At 60.0% G+C, this 21,864-nt stretch carries 20 protein-coding genes and 1 pseudogene; 18 read left to right on the top strand and 3 right to left on the bottom strand.

Annotation, left to right across the window (positions count from 1 at the left end; translation table 11 throughout):
• Positions 1-126 precede the first annotated feature (126 nt).
• The 10 genes and pseudogenes from FHT29_RS34745 to FHT29_RS28290 form a co-directional block, all read left to right on the top strand.
• Positions 127-252 (top strand): annotated as a pseudogene (locus FHT29_RS34745) (acetyl-CoA carboxylase biotin carboxyl carrier protein subunit); the annotation flags it as partial.
• A gap of 20 nt (positions 253-272) precedes the next feature.
• Positions 273-791, top strand: a complete 519-nt coding sequence (locus FHT29_RS28250) for an HAD family hydrolase (protein WP_348644902.1) — start codon at positions 273-275, stop codon at positions 789-791.
• A 424-nt stretch (positions 792-1,215) separates the two neighbouring features.
• The gene (locus FHT29_RS28255; RefSeq protein WP_047552495.1) at positions 1,216-1,416 is read left to right on the top strand and encodes a hypothetical protein; all 201 of its coding nucleotides are present in this window, start codon (positions 1,216-1,218) and stop codon (positions 1,414-1,416) included.
• A gap of 302 nt (positions 1,417-1,718) precedes the next feature.
• Entirely contained in the window at positions 1,719-2,633 is a 915-nt protein-coding gene (locus FHT29_RS28260) for an AraC family transcriptional regulator (protein ID WP_168600645.1), read from the top strand.
• Between the two features lie 320 nt (positions 2,634-2,953).
• Positions 2,954-3,373: a hypothetical protein gene (locus FHT29_RS28265; RefSeq protein ID WP_168600646.1), complete on the top strand. Its 420-nt coding sequence runs from the start codon at positions 2,954-2,956 to the stop codon at positions 3,371-3,373.
• Positions 3,370-8,199 carry a YadA-like family protein gene (locus tag FHT29_RS28270; RefSeq protein WP_168600647.1) on the top strand — a complete coding sequence of 1,610 codons (4,830 nt, stop codon included), beginning with the start codon at positions 3,370-3,372 and terminating at the stop codon, positions 8,197-8,199. The genes FHT29_RS28265 and FHT29_RS28270 overlap by 4 nt, the downstream gene beginning before the upstream one ends.
• A 7-nt stretch (positions 8,200-8,206) precedes the next feature.
• Positions 8,207-8,782, top strand: coding sequence for an invasion associated locus B family protein (locus tag FHT29_RS28275; RefSeq protein WP_047552483.1), 576 nt, complete (start codon positions 8,207-8,209; stop codon positions 8,780-8,782).
• Between the two features lie 14 nt (positions 8,783-8,796).
• Entirely contained in the window at positions 8,797-9,492 is a 696-nt protein-coding gene (locus tag FHT29_RS28280; RefSeq protein WP_168598026.1) for a hypothetical protein, read from the top strand.
• A complete protein-coding gene (locus FHT29_RS28285) occupies positions 9,489-9,959 on the top strand; it encodes a DUF4189 domain-containing protein (RefSeq protein ID WP_047552477.1) in 471 nt (156 codons plus the stop codon). Before FHT29_RS28280 ends, FHT29_RS28285 begins: the two co-directional genes overlap by 4 nt.
• A 237-nt stretch (positions 9,960-10,196) precedes the next feature.
• Positions 10,197-10,676 carry an invasion associated locus B family protein gene (locus tag FHT29_RS28290; RefSeq protein WP_246703160.1) on the top strand — a complete coding sequence of 160 codons (480 nt, stop codon included), beginning with the start codon at positions 10,197-10,199 and terminating at the stop codon, positions 10,674-10,676.
• 136 nt (positions 10,677-10,812) lie between these two features.
• Here the strand turns inward: FHT29_RS28290 and FHT29_RS28295 are convergent, their stop codons facing one another.
• From FHT29_RS28295 to FHT29_RS28305, 3 genes are all read right to left on the bottom strand, one after another.
• On the bottom strand, positions 10,813-12,018 hold the full coding sequence (locus tag FHT29_RS28295) for an adenylate/guanylate cyclase domain-containing protein (RefSeq protein ID WP_168600648.1): 1,206 nt from the start codon (positions 12,016-12,018) through the stop codon (positions 10,813-10,815).
• A gap of 30 nt (positions 12,019-12,048) precedes the next feature.
• Positions 12,049-13,659 carry an MDR family MFS transporter gene (locus FHT29_RS28300; RefSeq protein ID WP_168600649.1) on the bottom strand — a complete coding sequence of 537 codons (1,611 nt, stop codon included), beginning with the start codon at positions 13,657-13,659 and terminating at the stop codon, positions 12,049-12,051.
• 77 nt (positions 13,660-13,736) lie between these two features.
• Complete coding sequence (locus FHT29_RS28305; RefSeq protein WP_168600650.1) at positions 13,737-14,969, bottom strand: HlyD family secretion protein; 1,233 nt, start codon at positions 14,967-14,969, stop codon at positions 13,737-13,739.
• Positions 14,970-15,108: 139 nt separating this feature from the next.
• Here FHT29_RS28305 and FHT29_RS28310 point away from each other — a divergent pair, with 139 nt between their 5' ends.
• The 8 genes from FHT29_RS28310 to FHT29_RS28345 all read left to right on the top strand — a co-directional run bounded on the left by FHT29_RS28310 (position 15,109) and on the right by FHT29_RS28345 (position 21,176).
• Positions 15,109-16,011, top strand: a complete 903-nt coding sequence (locus FHT29_RS28310) for a LysR family transcriptional regulator (protein ID WP_168600651.1) — start codon at positions 15,109-15,111, stop codon at positions 16,009-16,011.
• A 99-nt stretch (positions 16,012-16,110) separates the two neighbouring features.
• On the top strand, positions 16,111-16,581 hold the full coding sequence (locus tag FHT29_RS28315; RefSeq protein WP_168600652.1) for an MEKHLA domain-containing protein: 471 nt from the start codon (positions 16,111-16,113) through the stop codon (positions 16,579-16,581).
• Positions 16,582-16,810: 229 nt separating this feature from the next.
• Positions 16,811-17,218, top strand: coding sequence for a hypothetical protein (locus FHT29_RS28320; RefSeq protein ID WP_168600653.1), 408 nt, complete (start codon positions 16,811-16,813; stop codon positions 17,216-17,218).
• A gap of 96 nt (positions 17,219-17,314) precedes the next feature.
• Entirely contained in the window at positions 17,315-17,539 is a 225-nt protein-coding gene (locus FHT29_RS28325; RefSeq protein ID WP_080760433.1) for a hypothetical protein, read from the top strand.
• Positions 17,536-18,993 (top strand): TolC family protein, encoded by a 1,458-nt coding sequence (locus FHT29_RS28330; RefSeq protein ID WP_168600654.1) that lies wholly within the window; start codon positions 17,536-17,538, stop codon positions 18,991-18,993. Before FHT29_RS28325 ends, FHT29_RS28330 begins: the two co-directional genes overlap by 4 nt.
• Before the next feature lie 11 nt (positions 18,994-19,004).
• The gene (locus FHT29_RS28335) at positions 19,005-20,351 is read left to right on the top strand and encodes a copper oxidase (RefSeq protein WP_168600655.1); all 1,347 of its coding nucleotides are present in this window, start codon (positions 19,005-19,007) and stop codon (positions 20,349-20,351) included.
• Positions 20,352-20,388: 37 nt separating this feature from the next.
• Complete coding sequence (locus FHT29_RS28340; RefSeq protein WP_168600656.1) at positions 20,389-20,868, top strand: plastocyanin/azurin family copper-binding protein; 480 nt, start codon at positions 20,389-20,391, stop codon at positions 20,866-20,868.
• A 23-nt stretch (positions 20,869-20,891) separates the two neighbouring features.
• Positions 20,892-21,176 (top strand): copper-binding protein, encoded by a 285-nt coding sequence (locus FHT29_RS28345; RefSeq protein WP_047552444.1) that lies wholly within the window; start codon positions 20,892-20,894, stop codon positions 21,174-21,176.
• Positions 21,177-21,864: the final 688 nt, after the last annotated feature.

The raw sequence follows: 21,864 nt of genomic DNA on the forward strand, positions 1-21,864 counted from the left end.
TTTGCCCCATCATGCGGGGCGTTGTGTAACTATCCTGATCGCTTCGACTGGCCGGCCGTGCCTTGCGCTCGCTTCCAGCCTGGCGCGAGGAGGCAGTTCGAACGCCGTGTATGGTGGAGAGAGATCATGGATCTGCAAAAGATCAAAACGCTGATCGAATTCGTCGGTCGGTCGCGAATTTCCGAGCTGGTGGTGAGCCAGGACGGGACGACGGTGCGAATCTCGAACAGCATTTCCAGGCGGGCAGCCGCTGCGGACAATCCGGGTGTTGCGTGATAACAGCCTGTTCAGCCATCTGTCGTAACGGATGCCGTCGAGCCCGAAGGCGACAAGGCTGGCCAAACGGTGATCGCGCCCAGGGGCGGATCATTGCCGAAATTGCTGGTGCGGCCGCCTTTGTCGAACATCTGAGAAATGCGGGTTGGGCTGTTGCTTTCGCGACAGGTGGGCTGCGCAAAATGTCACGAAGAAAACTGACCGCGATCGGTGTCAAGTTTGCGGATGATTTGCTCGTGACCGCTTCCGAATATGTGACACGGGAAGAACTGGTCGTGCAGGCGATCGAAGCAGCTCGAATACATTACGCCTTCACCCCAGGCCGGGTTGTCTCGATCGGTGACGGAATTTGGGACCTGAAGACTGCCGCGGCCCTGGGGTTGCACTTCCTCGGCGTAGGAACAGGCTCAAAGGCGGAAATCCTCGCAAGCGCGGGCGCAACCGTGGTATCGGACTTTCGGGACAGAGCCGCAGCGACAGCCTCTTTGCAGCAATGTGGATTGGCGCAGTATTAAGGCCCCTTGGACGCGTCAGGCTCTCCCAAGGCGGCCCTCATAGGTCGTAACAATCGTAAAGATCCGTCAGGAAAGGAAGCCGCAGGCTCTTGGTCGCGCCTGCTCGTCGTTCATGCCGGTCGCTTTCGCGTGCGTTCAGCGCAGGCGCGCCGAAAACAACCTAGACAAGTGTGATGTCATCGGGATCAAGGCCGCTTTGTTGATTCGTAGAACGTTCAGCAAAAATGCTATCATAACAGTACTTAAAACAAGCCACCCCATGAAGCGTTAAGTCATACTTTAAGGCGGCCCTGACCCACGTTGCTGCGGTGAAGCATAGAACTGCCGTGATCTGGAGCCACCCTTCAAGGATTCTACGTTTCTTGCTTTATTTATCTTGTGTAGTGAATATGGTAACCGACATATTGATTGCGTGGGAGCATTGATGGTGAAGTTCAACTTCGGTGAACCTCCGGCGGATGAAGCCGCTGCCGACATCTCGACCGAGTGCCAGCGCCAATTGCGGCCTCTCGTCGATGAAATTATCCAAGCAGCGGTTGCGGCCGGGTGGAATCAGAAAGATGTTCTTTTGGCCTTGGCGGACCTGGCATGGGATCTCTATGAGGACCGTCGTGGTGATCTGTAACCAGAGGCTCTTGCGGTAAGATAGGAAGCTCGATCTCAATCTGGAGAGCGATCGGCCGGCTGGCACCACGTCTAGGCACTGATCGACGAAAGGTGCAAGCAACCGGTTCTTTCTTTTGCTTCACACACATTTCCGCCTTCACAATTAACTGTTCTGTCCTATCTAAACTGCGCGCGTTCAGCTGATTTTTGGCGGCGCTGTGCGGCAAGTGGGGTTGGGAAAAGAAGGGACGTCAAGCAACGCTTGGAGTCCTGCCTGCTGGTTCGTGCATAGATGATTTCGTTCGGGCGGGGCGATACAGAATGAGAGATACGCAAGAGCCTCGGGAGCGAGGCGCTTACGGTGATGTTGATCGTGGGCTGGCGGAACGATATGTCTTCGATATAATTCCCGAAAGCGCAGGTCCGAGAAAGGCCACCATGCGAGGGAGCGTGATACACTCCATTCGCAGCCCCGGATCGCAGAAGTTCCTGGCCAAGGAGCATTCTGTTGGAATTGTGCTGGCGCCCGCGCGCAAGTTGAGAGCCTCGCTCGGTAGCGACAAAATTACGGAGTACGATGCGCCGGTCGGCTGTATCGCCATTAATCCTGCGGGCGTCGATAGTAGCCTCTCCTGGTTGGCGACCAGAAAAAATCTCGTCGTAGCTATACCTCCCGAAGTGCTGTCCGAGTTAGCTCTTCATGAGTTCGATCTCGCCGATGTAGAGCTTGAGCCGCCTGCTTTCGGTACGGTCGATCTCTGGGCGCTCAATATAGCCCAGAGGGTCTCCGGCGAGCTGACTGAGAAAGCACGTCCGAATGAGCTCTATCTGGACTCGTTGGTGACGCTGTTCGGTATTCATCTGCTTCGCACTTATACACGCCGCAAGAAGCAGTCCGCGTCACCCAAGGGCGGGCTCTCCGCCCATAGCGCTCGACGTGTTCAAGAATACCTCATGGAACATCTTACGCAAAAGGTACATATCGCCGAGCTCGCGTCGGTTGCGGGCATTTCACCGAATCACTTCATAGTGAGGTTCGCCAAGACGTTTGGAGTGCCGCCGCATCGCTACCTGATTAACCTGCGCTTGGATTTTGCGGAAAAACTGCTTGTCGATAGTGAGTTCGCGATTACCGAAGTCGCCTACATGGCCGGATTTTCGGATCAAAGCCATTTGGCCGCCACCATGAAGAAGTACAGGGGAAGAACGCCGACCGAGCTACGATTTTCAAGGTAATCGGTCCTGGCTCTGGTGGAATTCGCTATTTTGAGCAGGTCCGCTCATGGCTATATGGGCGCGACGCCATTCGTTCCGCCCGCGTCTACACTGAAAAATCATTCATCTGGTGGCGTGCTTGTGGTTCGTCGGCCGACGCTCGACACCGGTGCGCTATGGTCCAATGAAAAGCGGAGCAGGCCGAATTGAGTGTGGCAAAGCGGACACACTTACTGTTCGCCGAGTAAAGACCGGAATTTCTTATAAACAGTCCGTAGTTTTCTAAAATACCACCACCGCAAATATGGCCAAACTCGCTATGGTATTAATTCGGTGGGTTTATGGACATTCAATTCCCTGAATTTGAAATCTTTGCTCCGAAGATCGAGGTAGCCTGGACTGCCTTGCAAGATCGATATGCCAGCCGCCTGACCGGCGCGGAGATCGATTATCTATTTGCCTGCCTCGTCTTCGGTTTGACCTCTCCGGCCTATGGGGAAGGGGAGCCGCTATTCCATTTCGATGTCTGCCGCGCCCTGGTGACGATGAAGCTTCCGCCCGATCGGGCCGAGGCTGCCTTGTATTCCGTTCCGGAGCTGACGCAGCCATGGGCCGATACTGTCCGTGAACAGCTCGAAAGTCAGGCCGCCAAAATGGGTCGCGCGCTTCTGCAAGCGCATAATTTCAACGACGATGCAGCCGCCGATGCGGGTTCACGCGTGCTTGGTCGTCCAGATAGCAGCGAGGAGAAAGCAGCATGAGCAAGTGCGTTGGGGAACATCTGCAGACCAAATCGCGTAACGGATTTGCACGAAGCTGGATTTCGGGCGGTGATGGCAATCGCATGGGTCGCCGCCGACTGATGGCGGTGCTGCGGATGGCATCTCGCGTGCTCGGCTTCAAGCGGAGCCGTCTGGGGCACGGGATGCTGGGTATTGGTGGAGCGGTGGCACTGGGTGCGATCGCATTCGGGGGCATTGCCACACCGGCTCTGGCGCAGTATGCCGCCGGCGGTGGAACCGCGACAGGCGGCAACTCCGTCGCCATCGGTAACAGTACCCAAGCGAATGGTGCGAACAGCGTGGCGTTGGGCACCTCTAATAGCGCAACGGGCGATGCTTCGATCGCCATCGGCTATTCGATGAGTGTCAATGGCCTCAATTCCATAGGCATAGGCGTCTTCGCGGGCGCGACCGGCGTCAACGCGCTCGCCATAGGCGGGAACGCCAAAGCTACTGCGGACGGAGCAAGCTCCATTGGCGTCAACTCGGTCGCAGCCGCTGGCGCGGCCGCCTTTGGCCTGAACGCGCGTGCCGACGGCACGAACTCGACGGCAATCGGCTATGTTACCCGGGCAACCGGGCTGCGCGCTACTGCGCTCGGGTTCGGGGCAACCGCGTCCGGACTGGATTCGATTGCCCAAGGTAATAGCGCTACCGCAAGCAACCAGAACTCCATAGCCATTGGCTTCGGAGCGACCGCGACTGCGATCAATGCCGTCAACCTTGGTAACCGAACTGTTGCGGGAATGGGCGCTCTTCAAGAGAGCTCCATCGCCATCGGCACGGATGTATTGGCCTCTCAAGTCGACGCCACCGCGATCGGCCGCCAAAGCCAGGCTACGGGCACGAGCGCCATTGCCCTCGGCAAGACAGCGGCCGCATCGGGAACCAACTCACTCGCCATCGGCCCGACCACCGTTGCGTCGGGAGCCTTCGGGGTTGCCTTGGGTAACCAGTCGCAGGCGCTCGCTGCCGGTGGGGCTGTCGCAATAGGTTCGGGCGCAATCGTTGCCGCCACCGGAACCTCGAGCGTCGCGCTCGGCAACAATGCAAATGCCGCAGGCGTTTCATCGGTTGCCGCGGGCGCTGGTGCCAGCGCGAGCGGAGATAATTCGACTGCCACAGGACCTACTGCTCTCGCCAGTGGCACGAACGCCTCCGCATACGGTTCTGGAACGAAGGCGACGGGCAACAATTCTCTCGCTGCCGGCGTCAGCGCCAACGCCGGCGGAATCGCCAGTACCGCACTCGGTATCGGCACCGTAGCTGGCGGCGACAACTCGGCAGCCGTAGGCTTCCAGGCCAGCGCAACGGGAGCGCACTCGTCCGCGATTGGTTCTGAAGCCAAGGCCGCTGGTAACCGTGCGTTCGCCGCTGGCCGTATCGCCAATGCCGGAGGGGATGACTCGACCGCCATTGGCACATCGGCCGTCGCGACAGCAGCAGCCTCGACCGCACTCGGTTCGGGCGCGGTGGCCCAAGGCGTGAACGGGATCGCTATCGGCACCGCCGCCGGCTCGCTCACCGACGATTCCGTCGCTATCGGCACGGGCGCGATCGCCGATGGCGGTCAGGCCGTCGCCATCGGCTACGGCAATACCGCTTACGGCGACGGCGCGGTCGCCATCGGCGATCCGAGCTATGCGAGCGGCACCGGCGCCTTCACCGGTGGCGCCAACAACATCGCCAACAGCGACGGCACGGCGACCGCCACCGCCGCCAACCAGGCTGCCGGCGCGGTCGCGATCGGCAACAACAACAAGGCGATCGGGCAAGGCTCCGTGGCGCTGGGCAATGGCTCCACCGCAGGCGCATCCGGTTTCGTCGGCAACATCGCATTGGGCAATGGCGCGACGGCGGCCGCGAGCTCCGGCGACGTGGCGCTCGGCTCGGGCTCGGTGACCGCCGTCGCGGTCGGCACGCCCAATGCAGTGATCAATGGCGTCACCTATTCGGGCTTCGCAGGTACCACGCCGGGCTCGACGATCAGCGTCGGCGCGGTCGGGGCGGAACGGACCATCACCAACGTCGCGGCCGGGCGGATCAACAACAGCTCGACCGATGCGATCAACGGCTCGCAGCTCTACAGCGTTGCCAATACGCTCTCGGGCCAGATCACCGCGAGTGCGACTCACGACTATAGCGTCAACAGCACGGCGCCGGGAACCGACACCAACTACAACAACGCCGGGGCCACCGGCGCCAACGCGCTTGCTGCTGGCGTCAGTGCGAGTGCCGCCGGCGCGAACGGTGTTGCGGTCGGCACCGGTGCCGCGGCACGGGCGTCATCCGACACGGCGCTCGGTTCGGGCGCGCTTGCCGCGTCGCTCAGCAATTCGCCGCAGACCGGGGCGGTTGCCATTGGTGCGGGGCAGGCCACGAATGATGGTGCCATCGCGATCGGCAACGCCTTTGGCGGCGGTCCGAAGGCATCCGGTCGTGATTCGATTGCTCTCGGCACCGCCGCGACCGCCGGCAACGCCGGCGATGTCGCGCTGGGTTCCGGCTCGGTGACCGCCGTAGCGGTCGGCACGGCCAGCACCGTGATCGGCACCACTACCTATAATTTCGCCGGTACGACACCCTCCTCGACAGTGAGTATCGGGGCGGTGGGCGCTGAGCGCACCATCACCAATGTTGCGGCGGGCCGCCTCAACAATGGTTCGACAGATGCGATCAACGGTTCGCAGCTCTTTGCCACCAACCAGCAGGTGACGCAGAACACAACCGACATTACGACCATCAACGGCAATCTGACCAATCTCGGCAATACGATCAACAATATCGCCGGTGACACATCGACGACCTATACGGATGCGAATGGTAAGGGCATCCGATATGTGCGCACCAATGACAGCACGCTTGCCGTCAGCGATTCCTCCGCTCAGGGCGTCGGCTCCACCGCGGTCGGATATAACGCTACCGCTGCAGCCGACAGTTCGCTCGCGCTTGGACGGGCCAGCCAGGCGACCATCGACGGTGGGGTCGCCCTCGGCTCCGGATCGATTTCCGATCGCACCCTGGCGCCGACCACTGGCCAGATCGCGGCCGGTCCCACGAACTTCATTCAATACAATACGACCGATAAAACACTTTTGGGCGCAGTATCGGTCGGCTCGAGCACGTCCTACAGGCAAATCATCAACGTCGCTGACGGCACCAACGCTCAGGATGCCGTCACGGTTCGACAGCTCCAAGGCGCCATCGCTTCGGTCGCAACGACGCCGAGCAAATACTTCCATGCGAACTCGGCCGCCGGCGATTCCCTCGCCGTCGGCGCCGAGTCGGTGGCGGTAGGCCCGACCACGGTGGTCAATGGGGACAACGGCATCGGTATCGGCAACGGTGCCATCGTTGATCAGGTGGCACCCGGCGGAACGGCAATCGGCCAGAACGCCCACGTCATGCTGGCTGACGGCGTGGCTCTCGGCACGAATTCGACCGCAGCGGGCATTCAATCGGTCGCGCTCGGCGCTGGTGCGCAAAGCAACAACATCAACAGCGTTGCGCTCGGCGCGCAATCGATAACCACCGTCGGCGCCGAGACGAACTACACGGCTTACGCTCTTGCGAGCCCGCAGACCTCGGTCGGCGAGGTATCGATCGGCTCGGCGGGAGCGGAGCGCAAGTTGACGAATCTTGCCGCCGGTTCGGCAAATACGGATGCGGTCAACGTCTCGCAGTTGCGAGGCGTCTCGCAGAATGTCGCCAATCTCTTCGGTGGCACCACAGTGGTCAATCCCGATGGCTCGATCACCGGTCCGACTTACAACGTCCAGGGCAACAGCTATTCGACCGTCTATGACGCCTTCGGCGCGGTCGACAGCACGCTGACCAACATCACCAATGGCGGCGGGATCAAGTATTTCCATGCCAATTCGACGCTGGCGGACTCTCAGGCCTCCGGCACTGATAGCGTCTCGATCGGCCCGGAAAGCGTCGCCAGCGGAACGAACAGCCTGGCGGCCGGACATGGAGCCACCGCCGTGGGACAGGGGGCTGTTGCCCTCGGCCAGGGCGCGCAGGCCAACAATGCCAGTGATGTGGCGTTGGGCTCCGGTTCCGTAACACAAGCGGCTGTCGGCACGTCCGGAACGACCATTCAAGGACAGCATTACGATTTTGCCGGGACCACGCCTGTCGGTACCGTCAGCGTTGGTGCTCAAGGCGCGGAGCGGACCATAACCAATGTCGCGGCAGGCCGCATTTCGGCTGACAGCACGGACGCCATAAACGGATCGCAGCTTTATGCCACCAATTCGGCGGTTGAAAGTCTGCAGACCGGTGTTGGAACTATCACCAAAAATGCCGTCACATATGACCTCAATCCCGACGGCAGCAAGAAGAACAGCATCACGCTGCAGGGTGGTGACGTGAATGCGCCGGTGGTCATCTCCAACGTCGGCAAGGGCGTCGCCCCCACGGATGCCGTGAATGTTGCCCAATTGGGCGATAGCGTCACTCAGGTCAAATCGTATGCGGACACCGCTGCCGCCAACACGTTGACTGCGGCCAACAACTATACGGACCAGAAATTCGGTCGGCTGAACCAGGAGCTTGGCGACGTACGCTCGGAGGCAAGGCAGGCGGCCGCGATAGGGCTTGCCGCGGCATCGCTTCGTTATGACGATCGTCCGGGCAAGGTAAGCGTGGCGGTCGGCGGCGGCCTGTGGCGGGGAGAAGGTGCCCTGGCCTTCGGCGCAGGCTACACCAGTGAAAACGGTCGAGTTCGAGGGAATTTGTCTGGTACGGCAGCCGGCGGGCAAGTCGGTATCGGCGCCGGTCTCAGCGTCACTTTGAATTGAGTCCGATATGGTCAAGGGAACGCTTTCCGGCGTTGTGGCTTTCATCGCCTGTGTGCTCCTGTTCGGTCCGCCCGCGGCCGGACAGGAGGCGGCCTCTTCCGACTATCGAATAAAGCCTTCCGAAGTCGTCGTGCCTCCGGAGCTGAAGCTTGGTGACTATCAGAGGACCATTCGTCCGTTCGAAAACTGGACACTGATTTGCGACGAAAACCTGAAGATCCGCCAACGGGTTTGCAACGTTACCCAGATCATCGAGAACCAGGCAGGACAGGTTGCGTTCAGCTGGTCGCTTGCGGCCAACAAGACAGGCAATCCTTACATGATCTTGCGCACCGCCCCGGTTGCCGCGAGCAACGGCCTTGTCTCGCTGAGGTTCGAGGGACGCAAGGAACCGATACAAGTCCAACTCGAAGGATGCAACAAAGCGGTTTGCGTCGGCATGCTGCCGGTGGGGCCTGTACTGCGTGAACAGATTTCGAAAAACGCGGCGCCAATGATCTCCTATTTGACGACGGATGGGACGACGATCAGCGTGACCGCCACCCTCAAGGGCCTTTCCACAGCCGTTAAGGCGATAAATTGACGGATCCATATTCAATGAATCAGCAATCAATCCATGATCGAATAATGTCCCGAAACCAGAACGGCACTGAGAGCCAAAGCACGGTCAGCGACCAAGGGAAGCCGAGGCGCAACTGGCGGAAAGCAGTCATTTTCTCGCTGCTCGGAATTGCCGTTGTCGGTGCCGCCGCCGCCATCGTCATGCACTATGATGCGGTCGAGAACTTCATATCGCAGCCGGCTGTTGCGGCGACCAACGAAGTCAATCAAGCCCTGGCCGACACGCCGTTCCTGCAGCACGCCAAACAGGCGGGCTTGCAATCCTGCTCCACCGTCTTTCCCGCGCTCGGCGAATTGTTGACAAACGGCACCCAATACAATGTCCAGTCGGTCTGGAATAACGGGGCCGCCGACAAGCATGCGGTGCAGGCCCTCGTGGGCATGAACTATGCCACGCAGGGCTATAGCGGCCCGGCCGCGGGCATCGTCTTCGCCGCGCCGGTTGCATCCGGTTGCGAAGGCTCAATGGTCCGCGTGGCGCCGTTCACGGCCTCCTGCGCGGATATTTCGGCAAAGTTTTCCAACGGCAGCAAGCTCATCAACACTCTTGGACAGGTCGGCGTCTACGAACTTGGCAATAGCGGAGGCGACGCGATGCTCCTGCCGGCCGGAAACGGCTGCATCGTTATCTCCGTGGCGTCGGCCGCAGGGAAGCAAGGAGGTGCCAAATGAGATTCAGGTCCAGCATTGCGGCGATCGGCATGCTGCTCGCCTCCACAGGGCACCCGAGCGCGGCTGACCTCTCCACGGAGGCGGAGGTTCCCGTTCCGCCGCCCGAGCGCGGCATATGGGCCGCAATCGCCTACTCCACGCCAGACGAAAAGCACGGTTTCTTCTGGGGTGCCGACAAGCGACAGGAAGCCATGGATATCGCCCTCAAGCATTGCGAGCGGGACGGCGGCAGCAAGTGTGTCGTGGTCAGCGTGTTCCGCAATCACCGGCATTGGGATGACGACGACAACACTGGATTTCCGTATTATCACTGCGGCGTGCTCGCCATCGGCAAGCAGGAAAACAATCGCATCACGCCGTGGAGCGCAAATTCGGCACCGACGCGCCAAGAAGCCGAGGACCTTGCTCTCAAAGCATGCGGGCGCTCAGGGTCGCAATGCAAGGTTCGCGAGTGGGTGTGTACATGACCCGATCGTGACCAGGTGCGGCCACCGGGATGGAAGCCACGGAGGCCGTGCTTCGAGCGGTCGCGCGGACCTCAGCCCTTCGTCCTTCACCGCCCTATAGACCCAATCGAGGACGGTGTCCTCCTTGTAACAGAAAGACGTGCTCCCTTGCTCATCGCGACATCTACCCGACCCCACAGGACGATCGATAGCATGTCTCGTTCGGGGTTTGCCCTTCTTTGTTCGAGCCTCATATTCATGTTTGCTCCGGCAGCCTTTGCCCAGTCAGCTATGCCAAACGGCGCATCGACCGTGCAGGAGACCTACCAGGACTGGCGTGTTGCATGCAACCTGCGCGACAAGGCGCCGGCATGCGTGATTTCGCAGGATCAGACCCAGCAGAACGGTCAGAGGCTGCTTGCCGTCGAGATGCAGATGCGCCCCGATGGCAGTGCGATCGCAACGTTTCTCCTTCCGTTCGGCATCGTCCTCGACTCCGGCGTAACGCCGAATGTCGATGATCAGCCGCCTTTAAAGCCGATGCGTTTCCGCACCTGTTTGCCGACAGGATGCATTGCCTTGTTGGCGATCGATTCCGCGACACTTACAAAATTGCGGACGGGCTCGCGCCTAAACCTCAAGGTTACCGCCGATGCGGACAAGCCGCTGAGCTTTCAGGTGTCGCTACATGGGTTCTCGGCAGCCCTCGATCGCGTTGCCGCCTTGAGTCCCCGGTAGAAAATACCGGGGAGAGTCAAAGTTTCGCAGAGGTTTGATCCGTCTTGGAAGAATGCCATAAACTGCGGGATGCGACGGTCCATGGTATGAACCAAGGAGATCGGTCGGATATATAGCGTTCCTCTGACACGCTTCCTTAATGCGCAATCGTAAACAGCTCCATTGCATCGGCGAACCCTTTCAGCCGCTGCGGCCCGATCGGGACCGAGTCTCCAATGCGCGCTTTTTCGCGGAAGGAGAGAGACATCAAGAGCGCGTCGCCCCTTTCGCTGCAGATGCTTTGGATGCGGCTGACGACATTGACGTCGGGGCCGATCAGCGTGAAATCCAGCCGGTTGCCGGAGCCGACATTGCCGTAGCTGACTTCGCCGTAGTGCAGCGCGATGCCGACCTTGACGCGGATACCGTCATATTGGAAGTCGTCCACTTCATCGAGGATGGCTTTTGCGGCCGCCAATGCGGCTTGGCATGCTCCGGGCGGATCGATGCCCGGAAAGAAGGCGAGAACGGCATCGCCCATGAACTTCAGCACCTCGCCGCCTTCCCGGGTGATCGCGGGCACGACCTTGTCAAAATAAGCGTTCAGCAGTCCGAGGACGGTGCTGCCAGGGAGTTGATTGGACAATTCCGTGAAGCCGCGAAGGTCGCAGAGCAGAAGCGCTGCTTCCATGGATTCGATCTCGCCGCGGCGGATGTGTCCGGCAAGGATCCGGCTTGCCGTCATGGGGCCGATATAGGTGTCGAGCAGGCTAAGTTCGCACTGTCGCAGGACGCGCAGTTCGCTGGTGTTGCGCAGTGCCGGCAGGATGCGCTCGATCACCTGCTGTTCGGCAGATGTAAAGCCGCCGGGCCGCTTCGTGCCGAACGCCGCGCAGCTGATCGGCCCATCGGCGTTGCACAGCGGCGCTATCATCAATTGTACCAGCCCGCGGCCGGAGAAGATGTCAATGTGCTGCCAGTGGCCATGCGGGCTCTCGCCTGGACCGACAATCAGTGGTTCGCGGGTCTCCAGCGCTTTCTGGAGCGGTGTATTGGCAAGCGCCAGGCGCATCCCGTGTTCGCGGTCGTGGATCTCGATCGGCTCGCCCGGTGCCCAGGCGATGGTGCGGCCGATGAATTCAGGGTGCAGCGTCATCAGGTGCAGTGTCAGTCGATCGACAGGAACGCCGAGCGCCTGCAAACGGCGTCCCAGCCCGGAGACGAGATCGGGCTCATCGAGAGCGTGGCACTCGTCGCCGGTCAGCCACTCGATGAGGCTCAGCGTCGCTGCGGTATTGGCGCCGGCGCGTGTGACCTTGGAATTTAGAATTGCGGTTTCGGGCATGTCTAGCAGCATGGTCATGACTATCTCCTCCTGTTTCAGGTGCGGCGCTCAGTGCGCGCCGGCACCGGAGAGGTGACCGGGTTTCTTGAGGAACAGGCTGGCAAGCAGGGCGACACCGAGTGCTACGCCGAGCAGGAAGAAAGTGTCGCTGAAGGCCATGATGTTGGCCTGTTTGCGCAGGCTGGAAGCGATAGCGACGACTGTCTTGTGGGTGGCAAGCGCCTGGTCGCTGACGCCATGGTTCATGAAATAGCCGGTGAGCCTGGCGACGCGGTCGCGGGTGGCGTCTTCGAAAACCGAGACCGAATTCGTCAGGATATTCGAGTGGAACTGCTCGCGTTTGGTCAGAAAGGTCTGCAGCGCCGCGATGCCGACTGCGCCGCCGAGATTGCGCATCATGTTGAAGAGCGCCGAGGCCGAGCCGGCATTCTCTTGTTCGATGCCGGCGGTGGCGATCGCGGTGAGCGGGGTGAAGGCCAGCGCCTGGCCGACTGCGCGCACGATGTTCGGCCAGAAGAGCTGATCGCTGGCATAGTCGCCGGTCATGTAGACATTCATGAAGTTCGAAGCGGCAAAGAGCGCGAAGCCGACGAGGATCAACAGGCGGGCATCGAAGCGCTTCATCAGCCGCGGCACCAGCGGGATCAGGATCAGCTGCGGAATGCCGGTCCAGGCAAGCACCATGCCGATCTGCTCGGAATTGTAGCCCTGGATGCGTGTGAGGTAGATCGGCAGGATGAAGACCGAACCATAGAGCGCGATGCCGAGCAGGAAATTGGCGACGATGCCGAAGCCGAAATTGCGACGTACCAGCAGGCGCAGATTGAGCAGCGGATGGGCGGCCCGGAGCTCGATGATGAGAAAGAGTGTCAGCGAGATCGCGGCGATGACGGACAGGCGCACGATGAACGGCGAGCCAAACCAGTCATCCTTGTTGCCTTCCTCAAGCACGGTCTGCAGCGCGGCAAGGCCGATCGCCATGGTGATGATACCCGGCCAATCGCCCTTGGCGAGCAGGGAAAGGTTCATCGGCGCACGGTCGAGCGACGCCCAGAGCATGCCGACCATCAGAACGCCGGGCACCAGATTGACGTAGAAGATATATTCCCAGCCCCAGTTTTCGGTGAGGTAACCCCCGATAGTCGGGCCGATGGCCGGCGCGAAGGTCGCGGAAAGGGCGAAAAGGGCAAGGCCTATCGGCTGTTTGGGTTTCGGCAGCATCGTAATGATGATGGTGAACGCCATCGGGATCAGGACGCCGCCGGAGAAGCCTTGTATGGCACGCAGGACAATCATCTGCTGCAGGTTTGCCGCAAAGGCGCAGGCGACCGAGAAGAGGAGGAAGAGGATGGCATTGGTCAGCAGATAGATGCGGACCGAAAAGACGCGGGCGAGCCAGGCACTGAGCGGAATGACGACGATCTCGGCAATCAGATAGGATGTCGAGATCCAGCCGCCATCATCCGTCCCAGCGCCGATAGCGCCCTGGATGTCGGCAAGCGAGGCATTGACGATCTGGATGTTCAAGACGGCCATGAAGGCGCCGAGCGTGGAGCCGATCACAGCGGTCCACATGCGCAGCGGGCTCATGGCGGGTCGGGCGACCGGGGCGGCTGCCGCGGCGGAATTGTTGTTTGCGGCGATCTGAAGAGTGGCCATGATGCTTCTCCTTCCGACTGATGCGGAAATAATCTCATGACGATGTTGAGATGATAATCGGCGAAGAATGGGAAGGATCATCCAGCGTGACTGGATAATCCTTCGGCGTTGGCAGGCGCGGTTTGCGCGGCCTTGGTATCGATTTCCGGCTCGACCGACATGCCGGAACGCAGCAGCCCTGCCGGGTGTTCGTCGTCGATGACGATCTTCACCGGGATGCGCTGGACGATCTTGGTGAAGTTGCCGGTGGCATTGTCCGGCGGCAGCAGCGAGAATTCCAGCCCGCTCGCCGGCGAGAGACTGTCGACGTGGCCCTTGATGGCGACGTCGGGGAAGCTGTCGACCTTGATCTCTACCGACTGGCCGGGACGCACATAGGTCAACTGCGTCTCCTTGAAATTGGCGATGACATAGACCGAATGCAGCGGGACGACCGCCATCAGTTGCGTGCCTGACGTGACGTACTGTCCCAGACGAATCGAGCGGGCGCCGACCGTGCCGTCGACGGCGGCGACAATGTCCGTATAGGAAAGGTTGAGCTCCGCCTGCTGGACCGCCGCGGCGGCGCGGTCGCGCTGGGCGGCGGCCTGGTCGCGCTGGGTCTGCAGCACCGGCACCTTGTTCTGAGCCGCAACCAGGGCGGCCTGATCACGCTCGACGGCGGCGGTAGCCTGGTCGCGGGTCGATTGCGTCTGTTCGACGCGCGATTGCGTGCCGGCGCCATTGCTGATCAGCCGGGCCGAGCGGGCGGCATCCGATTGCGCGAAATCGAGCGAGGCCTGCGAAGCGTCAACCGTCGCCTTCGCCTGGTTGATCAGCGATTGCTGCAGCGATATCTGCGCATCGATGTTGGCGATCGCGGCCTCGGCGGCCTTGAGATCGGCCTTTGCCTGGGAAAGAGCGGCCTGGAAGTCACGGTCGTCGATGCGGGCAAGCACCTGGCCGGCCTTGACGGTGTCATTGTCGTTGACGAGCACCTCCTTGATGTAGCCGGCGATCTTCGGGGCGATCGTGGTGTAATCGGCCTTCACATAGGCATCGTCGGTGGATTCGATGAAGCGGCCGACCGTCCAGTAGTGGTAGCCGAAGTCGGCACCGAAGGCGACGCCGGCCAGCAGTGCGGCGGCAAGCACGCCGCGCTTGATGAGCTTGCGGCCGGCCTTGGGGGCCGTAGCAGCGGCAGAGGCGGGCGCCTCGGCAACCGGTGCATGCGGAGCCTCGGCGACGGGAGACTTTCCCACTTCGCCAGCCGGAGCGGCCTCGGCCTGGCTTGCGTTTCTGAACGCCTCGTTGCGGGGTAGTTCGACCATTGTCCTTCTCCTTCGATATCGCGGCCCCATTTGCATGGGGTCCTGTTTGATGCGATGAAGATGCGTCCGAACGGTCCTTCTGATAATCTCCTTAAATCTGGAAGGATCATCAACTCTCAGCGGATAATCCGAGGGCAATATGGATCGGCTGACCAGCCTCGCAGTCTTTGGCCGGGTGGTGGAATGCGGCGGCTTTTCCGCCGCCGCCCGCCGGCTCAACATGTCCGTCACCATGGTGGGCAACCATGTGCAATCGCTGGAGGATCGCCTCGGCGTGCGGCTTTTGAACCGCACCACGCGCAAGGTCAGCCTGACGGAAACCGGCAAATATTATTACGAGCGCTCCTCGCAGATTCTCGCCGATCTCGAGGAGGCCGACCAGGCGGCCGGCGCGCTCGCCACCACGCCGCGCGGTACGTTGAAGATCCATTCCAGCACGGCGGTTGTCCGCTTCCTCTTACCTGTCGTCAGCGAATTCATGGCGCTCTACCCGCTGATCTCGCTCGATTTCAGTGTTAGCGAGCGTATGGTCGACATGATCGAGGAGGGTTACGATCTTGCAATCCGCGCGGTGTCGCCGCCGGATTCCACGCTGGTCGTGCGCAAGCTCACGCCCTGGCGTCATATGCTCGTCTGCTCGCCGGCCTATCGCGATGCACATCCCATGCCGAAGACACCGGCCGAGATCGCCGAACACAACTGCTTGCAATACGCCTATTATCCCTATGGAGACGAATGGCATTTTGAGGACGCCGACGGCAGGCAGCAAAGCGTCAAAGTTTCCGGCAATGTCGTCTCCAACAGCCCCGAGATGCTGCGCTATCTGCTGGCGAACGGCCAGGGGATCTTCCTTGCCCCGAGTTTCATCGTCTTCGAGGAGATCGCAGCAGGCCGGCTCGTTCGCATGTTGCCGGACTACCGCCCCGTGGAGTTCACCATCAATGCCATCTACCCCAACCGAAGCCATCTGCCGACCAAGGTGCGGCTATTCATCGACCTCCTCGTGGAACGCTTTGCCGAGCACCGCAAATGGATGGCCTGAGCGGTGCGGCCTTCTGCCGCCGGCTGCAATCCTGCTTGCCGATAGGGCAGGAGAGGGGTGTATTCACCAGCGATGCCCATGATGACAGGAAGGGAATGAATGGTTAGCGAGCCCAAAGTGAATGGCGTGAATTTATCGATTGATCACGCATTCTTCAAACTGTTGACGGAGAGCTTTCACCGCATCGTTGGGGTTTCTCTGGTCAACGAGGAGTTCGGACCGGATTGGCTCTACCACGAGGCTCCTTTCGTGGTCGTGGCCCACAATACGGACGCCGATCCGCGCTTCATCTATGCCAACAAAGCCGGGCAAAATTGCTTTGAATATCCATGGGACGAGTTTGTGACCCTGCCTTCACGTCTTTCGGCGGAGCTTCCCAATCGCGCGGAACGCCAGCGGTTGTTGGATGCGGTGACGCGCAATGGCTTTATTTCCGACTATCGTGGGCTGAGGATTGCGAAATCCGGGCGGCGTTTCTGGATCGAGGACGGTATTGTCTGGCAGCTCGTCGATCGTGATGGGATCAGGTGCGGACAGGCAGCGACGTTTTCCAGATGGAAGGACGCGTAGGCTTGCGCGGCGATAGCAATTGTCTCCCTATCGCCCCAAAAGCCGACAAAGCCGATTGTAAAGGCTGAAAGCTGGAATTCTCCCAAGGTGAAGGATGAGGTAGCAGTCTTGTCCTAGGTGCTGTGCCCGCCTGGCTTTACGAACCGATGCCATCTTCGGTCATTAAAACAATGTGACATCGCCGTCGCTGTTCTTGTAATTGGGGGGCTTTAATAGTAATCGTCGCGGCATGGACAGAACCTACAGAATTGCACAGAGCGCAATACTGGTTTTTGTGCGGCTGGCGATCATCGTATCGCTGGCGGGATACACCATGTCCAGCGCCAACGCTGCAATGCACGGTTCGGCTTTTCCTGAAATCCAGAAGACCATGTCCGATGTGACACCGTCGAGCAACGGCCATCATATGGAGCATGCATCCGCTGACGACCATCGTCATGGTTCTGCCTCCTCGGATGATGAGGGCGCTGTGAAACTCGTCAAGAAGGAATGCTGCAAGGACTTCTGCGGCGGCTTCGCGATCATGTGCGACGAGCCCAGGCTCGGCGGCCTTGTCGTTTCCTTCATCCGCGAGTTCATGAACGACCAGCGCTCGTTTGGCGAACTGCCGACGCTTCACCGCCCCCCGACTATCTGAATAGCGAGACTGCCTGTCTTGGGCACTGCATCGGATCGTTATCGGCTTCGTTGAGCCGACGACCTTCCGGACACACACTCCTATTCGGAAAAGAACATGAGACCTACCATTCTGGTGGTGGCACTGCCGTTGATCGTCGGCGGCTGCTCATCCATGCCTCCCACTGACGTTCCCACGCCGGACGAAGACCTTCTCTCGACGGCACGGTCGATCCAATATCGCACTCCGCTCACCGGATATGTCGCACGCCAACCCGCCGATCCGAAACAGTGGAAAAGGCAAAACGAGTTGCAGTCTCCTTCAAAAGGAGATGCATCATGACGTTCAGCCTCAAGAACGCGGCCCTCCTCATGCTCCCGATTATTCTCGGCGGATGCATATCCACCGAATATGCAAAACGGGAAGCGGGTTTCGAGACGGTCGCCAATACCGCAGGCGCCGCGACTGCCAAGCATGCCGTGTGGATACAGAACAAGCTTCAGGCGCAGGCCGTTTCCGACGAGGTAAAGGGCTTGATCGGCAAGCGGCCTCTGGATGCCGAGACCGCCGTTCAGATCGCCCTGCTTAACAACAAGGGGCTGCAGGCAGCCTATGCGGATCTCGGCGACAGCGCCGCCGACGCCTGGCAATCGACCATGCTGATCAATCCCAAGGTCTCGATTGCAACCAGTGGTTTGGGAGCCCCGGAACTGGAGGCCTTCAAGACCATTGAAGGCATGATCGCCACGAACATTCTGGCTTTGGCTACCCATAAGAAGAATGTCGAGATTGCCGGCACTCGGTTCCGGCAGGCGAGGCTGGGAGCTGCAGTCGCGACCTTAAAACTGGCTGCGGATACCCGCCGCGCTTGGATCAACGCCGTCGCCGCGGCAGAGAATGTGGGGCAGCTCCAGCGTGCTCAGCTTGCCGCGGATGCGTCCTCCGAGCTGGCATCCAAGCTTGGCGAAACCGGCGCGATGACCAAGGGCTCGCAAGCCCGCGAGCATGTGTTCGCAGCGGAACTTGCGGGGCAGACGGCTCAGGCTCGACTGGCGGCCAGGCTGAGCAAGGAAGAGCTGACGCGGCTGATGGGGCTATGGGGCCCTTCGACCGACTATCAGATACCCAACAGGCTTCCTGCTCTTCCGACGACGCTGATTAAACGAGACACTATCGAAGCCGAAGCGCTTCAAAAACGCGTCGACCTTCAGATGGCAAAATGGGAGCTCGATGCCACCGCCAAATCCTACGGCCTGACGGAGGCCACCCGATATGTGACGGACCTAGAAATCCTGACCGGCTTCGAGACGGAACGGACAATCGAGGACGGCAAGAAGAAGGTTGAGACGTCCGGCCAGGTCGAGCTGGGATTCGCGATACCGATCTTCGATACCGGCAAGGCCCGCTCGCGAAAAGCCGAGCTGGCCTACATGCGCGCCGCAAACCAGCTTGCGGAAAAGGCCGTCAACGTTCGCTCGGTAGCTCGGTCAGCCTATGAGGCCTATCGATCGAACTACGAGATTGCCAAGCACTATCGCAACAACGTCGTACCGCTCAGAACGAAGATCGAGGAAGAATCGCTCCTGACCTACAACGGGATGATCTCGAACACTTTCGAGCTGCTGACCGACACGCGCGACAAGATCAACTCCATCCTGCTCTCCGTCAACGCCAAGCGCGACTTCTGGCTGGCGGACGCCAATCTCATGCCGGCGATTTATGGCGGCGGCTCCGGCGAGGCGGCCGGGCCGGGCGAAACCGCGTCGACACCGAATGCCGGCAGCGCAGGACACTAGGGATCCCGAACATGTTCAACAGAAGACAGATCATCGGAGCAGGTGCCGCCCTGCTTTCAACCGCAGCATGGACGAAAACATCGGCAATGGGCCTGCCGGATGCCCCGACAATGGGGTCGGCCGAGATGCAGCCGCCAATTCATCCCAACTCAGGCCCGGATTATCAGCCGGTGGTCACCTTGAACGGCTGGACGCTTCCTTACCGCATGAACAATGGCGTCAAGGAATTCCATCTGGTTGCCGAGCCGGTGGAACGCGAGATGGCGGACGGCATGACGGCCTATCTCTGGGGCTACAACGGTCAATCGCCAGGACCGACGATCGAGGCGGTCGAAGGTGACCGGGTTCGCATCTTCGTCACCAACAAGCTGCCGGAACACACGACCGTCCACTGGCACGGCATGATCCTGCCGTCCGGAATGGATGGCGTCGGCGGCCTCACGCAGCCCCACATCCCCGTCGGCAAGACATTCGTCTACGAGTTCGATCTCGTGAAATCGGGGACGTTCATGTATCACCCGCATTCGGATGAGATGGTTCAGATGGCCATGGGCATGATGGGTTTCTTCGTCATCCACCCCAAGGACCCGAAGTTCATGCCGGTCGACCGCGACTTCGTGTTCCTGCTCAATGCCTACGACATCGATCCGGGTTCCTATGTACCTCGGGTCATGGAAATGACCGATTTCAACATGTGGTGCTGGAATAGCCGGGTCTTTCCCGGCATCAGCCCGCTGGTGGTTTCCAAAAACGACCGTGTTCGCGTCCGCGTCGGCAATCTGACGATGACCAATCATCCGATCCACATGCACGGCTACGATTTCGAGGTCACCTGCACGGATGGCGGTTGGGTCAGGCCCGAGGCACGCTGGCCGGAGGTCAGCATCGACATCCCCGTCGGTGCGATGCGGGCCTACGAATTCGACGCCAAATATCTCGGCGACTGGGCGATCCATTGCCATAAATCGCATCACACGATGAATGCGATGGGCCACGACATCCCGACCTTCATCGGCGTCGACAAAAGGGGAGTGGCGGAGAAGATCCGCAAGCTCCAGCCCGAATATATGCCCATGGGCACCAAGGGCATGGCCGACATGGGCGCGATGGAAATGCCCATCCCCGAGAACACCATCCCCATGATGACTGGCTGGGGTCCGCACGGCCCCATCGAGATGGGCGGAATGTTCTCCGTCGTTAAGGTCCGCGAGGGCGTCTCCGCGGACGATTACTCCGATCCGGGCTGGTACGAAAACCCACCCGGAACGCAGGCTTGGGAATGGACCGGCGAAGTGCCGGACGCGACCAAGATCAAAGACGCCAAAACGCAGATCACGCCCAAGCCCACAAAGGGCTGAGCGCTGCTATCTCCCATCACACACATAAGGATCTACCATGAAGAAATATGCATTCGCGCTCGTGTTCGCCGCCCTGGCCGGCCCTGCGGTCGCCTCTGGCAGTCACGCCGGCGGCCATGACGAAAAGATGGCCGTCGGCGAGGCCGGCGATAAGGCCAAGGCGACACAGACCATCCGCGTCACCATGAAAGAGACGGAAGACGGCAGAATGATCTTCACCCCTGATGTCATCAAGGTGCGCAAGGATCAGACCGTCAGAATCTCGCTCAAGAATGCCGGAACCGTCGACCACGAGTTCGTGCTTGATCAGCAGGACAAGATTCTCGAGCACAAGGTGCAGATGGAGAAATTCCCGGAAATGGAACACGCTGACGCCAATTCGATCCGGCTCTCTCCCGGTCAATCCGGTGACATCATCTGGAAGTTTACGACGGATGGCCAGTTCAAGTTCGCTTGCCTCGTGCCGGGTCACTACGAGGCCGGCATGCATGGCGATGTCATGGTCGCGGCGAAATAACAATTGAACGGAGGAACGAAGATATGAGAATCGCAATCACGACCGCTATTGCCACCTTGCTCTTGCTGAGCACAGCCTTTGGGACATTTGCTCAGGAATTCACCAAGGGCGTGGTCAACAAGGTCGATGCCAAGGCGAAGAAGGTTACCATCAAGCATGAGGATCTGAAGAACCTCGATATGCCGGCAATGACGATGGTCTTCCGCGTTGAAGACCCCGCGCTGCTGCAAAAGCTCAAGGAAGGTGCAGCCATCGAGTTCGTTGCCGAGCGCGTGAACGGCAAGCTCGTCGTCACTCAGGTTAAATGATCGAGGACGCCGCGCCTGGGTATCCCGGGCGCGGCAGACCGGTTCGTCAAAATTTGACATTCCAATGTGAGCTGTAATTTATTCGAGTATTATCCGGCCAATATCGGTTTCGCAGCAATAAACGGAGTGCTCCATGGTTCTCCATATGCTTTGTTGTCTGCAACTTTCTCGAACGACAATTGTGAGATCAACATGAAAAATTCGATTGGCATGCTCGTCTTCGCGATATGTATTGCGCCTGCCGTTGCGGAGGCAGGAGCTCCCTCCGTTGCCGCAAGCTGTGAGTCACTTCAAACGGCCATTCGTCAGCGTGGAGCTGTGGTTATTCACTACTCATCTCCACGCGGCGTCCCATTGTTTGACAGATTTGTCGATGGCCCGGATCGCTGCCCAAGCAAGCTTACCGAGCGCCTTGCCCTGAACTCCGCTGGCGGACGCCCATGCCAGTTACAGGTTTGTGATCCGTCGAATGACCTGCGCCCCTAGGCGCAGAGTGTATTGCCTGCGAGTTGACGGCGAAGTTGACCGAAGATAGATCGCAGGTGAATTGGTGTGACTTCCGGAAACTCAGAAAGCGTGCGCCGAGGCAATCTCCAGGCCGGCTTGCCGGCTGTCATCCGATCAGGCCAATCAGCCTGTGTAGGATGCTGCGAATACAACTGAATTTTGAAAATTAGATACTATCGGC

The organism is Rhizobium sp. SG741 (assembly GCF_012275435.1).
Classification (GTDB): Bacteria; Pseudomonadota; Alphaproteobacteria; order Rhizobiales; family Rhizobiaceae; genus Rhizobium; species Rhizobium lusitanum.

Coding starts and splice junctions, on each gene's coding strand:
- FHT29_RS28255 (WP_047552495.1), top strand. CDS start 1,216: ATGGTGAAGTTCAACTTCGGTGAACCTCCGGCGGATGAAGCCGCTGCC.
- FHT29_RS28260 (WP_168600645.1), top strand. CDS start 1,719: ATGAGAGATACGCAAGAGCCTCGGGAGCGAGGCGCTTACGGTGATGTT.
- FHT29_RS28265 (WP_168600646.1), top strand. CDS start 2,954: ATGGACATTCAATTCCCTGAATTTGAAATCTTTGCTCCGAAGATCGAG.
- FHT29_RS28270 (WP_168600647.1), top strand. CDS start 3,370: ATGAGCAAGTGCGTTGGGGAACATCTGCAGACCAAATCGCGTAACGGA.
- FHT29_RS28275 (WP_047552483.1), top strand. CDS start 8,207: ATGGTCAAGGGAACGCTTTCCGGCGTTGTGGCTTTCATCGCCTGTGTG.
- FHT29_RS28280 (WP_168598026.1), top strand. CDS start 8,797: ATGAATCAGCAATCAATCCATGATCGAATAATGTCCCGAAACCAGAAC.
- FHT29_RS28285 (WP_047552477.1), top strand. CDS start 9,489: ATGAGATTCAGGTCCAGCATTGCGGCGATCGGCATGCTGCTCGCCTCC.
- FHT29_RS28290 (WP_246703160.1), top strand. CDS start 10,197: ATGTTTGCTCCGGCAGCCTTTGCCCAGTCAGCTATGCCAAACGGCGCA.
- FHT29_RS28295 (WP_168600648.1), bottom strand. CDS start 12,018: ATGACCATGCTGCTAGACATGCCCGAAACCGCAATTCTAAATTCCAAG.
- FHT29_RS28300 (WP_168600649.1), bottom strand. CDS start 13,659: ATGGCCACTCTTCAGATCGCCGCAAACAACAATTCCGCCGCGGCAGCC.
- FHT29_RS28305 (WP_168600650.1), bottom strand. CDS start 14,969: ATGGTCGAACTACCCCGCAACGAGGCGTTCAGAAACGCAAGCCAGGCC.
- FHT29_RS28310 (WP_168600651.1), top strand. CDS start 15,109: ATGGATCGGCTGACCAGCCTCGCAGTCTTTGGCCGGGTGGTGGAATGC.
- FHT29_RS28315 (WP_168600652.1), top strand. CDS start 16,111: ATGGTTAGCGAGCCCAAAGTGAATGGCGTGAATTTATCGATTGATCAC.
- FHT29_RS28320 (WP_168600653.1), top strand. CDS start 16,811: ATGGACAGAACCTACAGAATTGCACAGAGCGCAATACTGGTTTTTGTG.
- FHT29_RS28325 (WP_080760433.1), top strand. CDS start 17,315: ATGAGACCTACCATTCTGGTGGTGGCACTGCCGTTGATCGTCGGCGGC.
- FHT29_RS28330 (WP_168600654.1), top strand. CDS start 17,536: ATGACGTTCAGCCTCAAGAACGCGGCCCTCCTCATGCTCCCGATTATT.
- FHT29_RS28335 (WP_168600655.1), top strand. CDS start 19,005: ATGTTCAACAGAAGACAGATCATCGGAGCAGGTGCCGCCCTGCTTTCA.
- FHT29_RS28340 (WP_168600656.1), top strand. CDS start 20,389: ATGAAGAAATATGCATTCGCGCTCGTGTTCGCCGCCCTGGCCGGCCCT.
- FHT29_RS28345 (WP_047552444.1), top strand. CDS start 20,892: ATGAGAATCGCAATCACGACCGCTATTGCCACCTTGCTCTTGCTGAGC.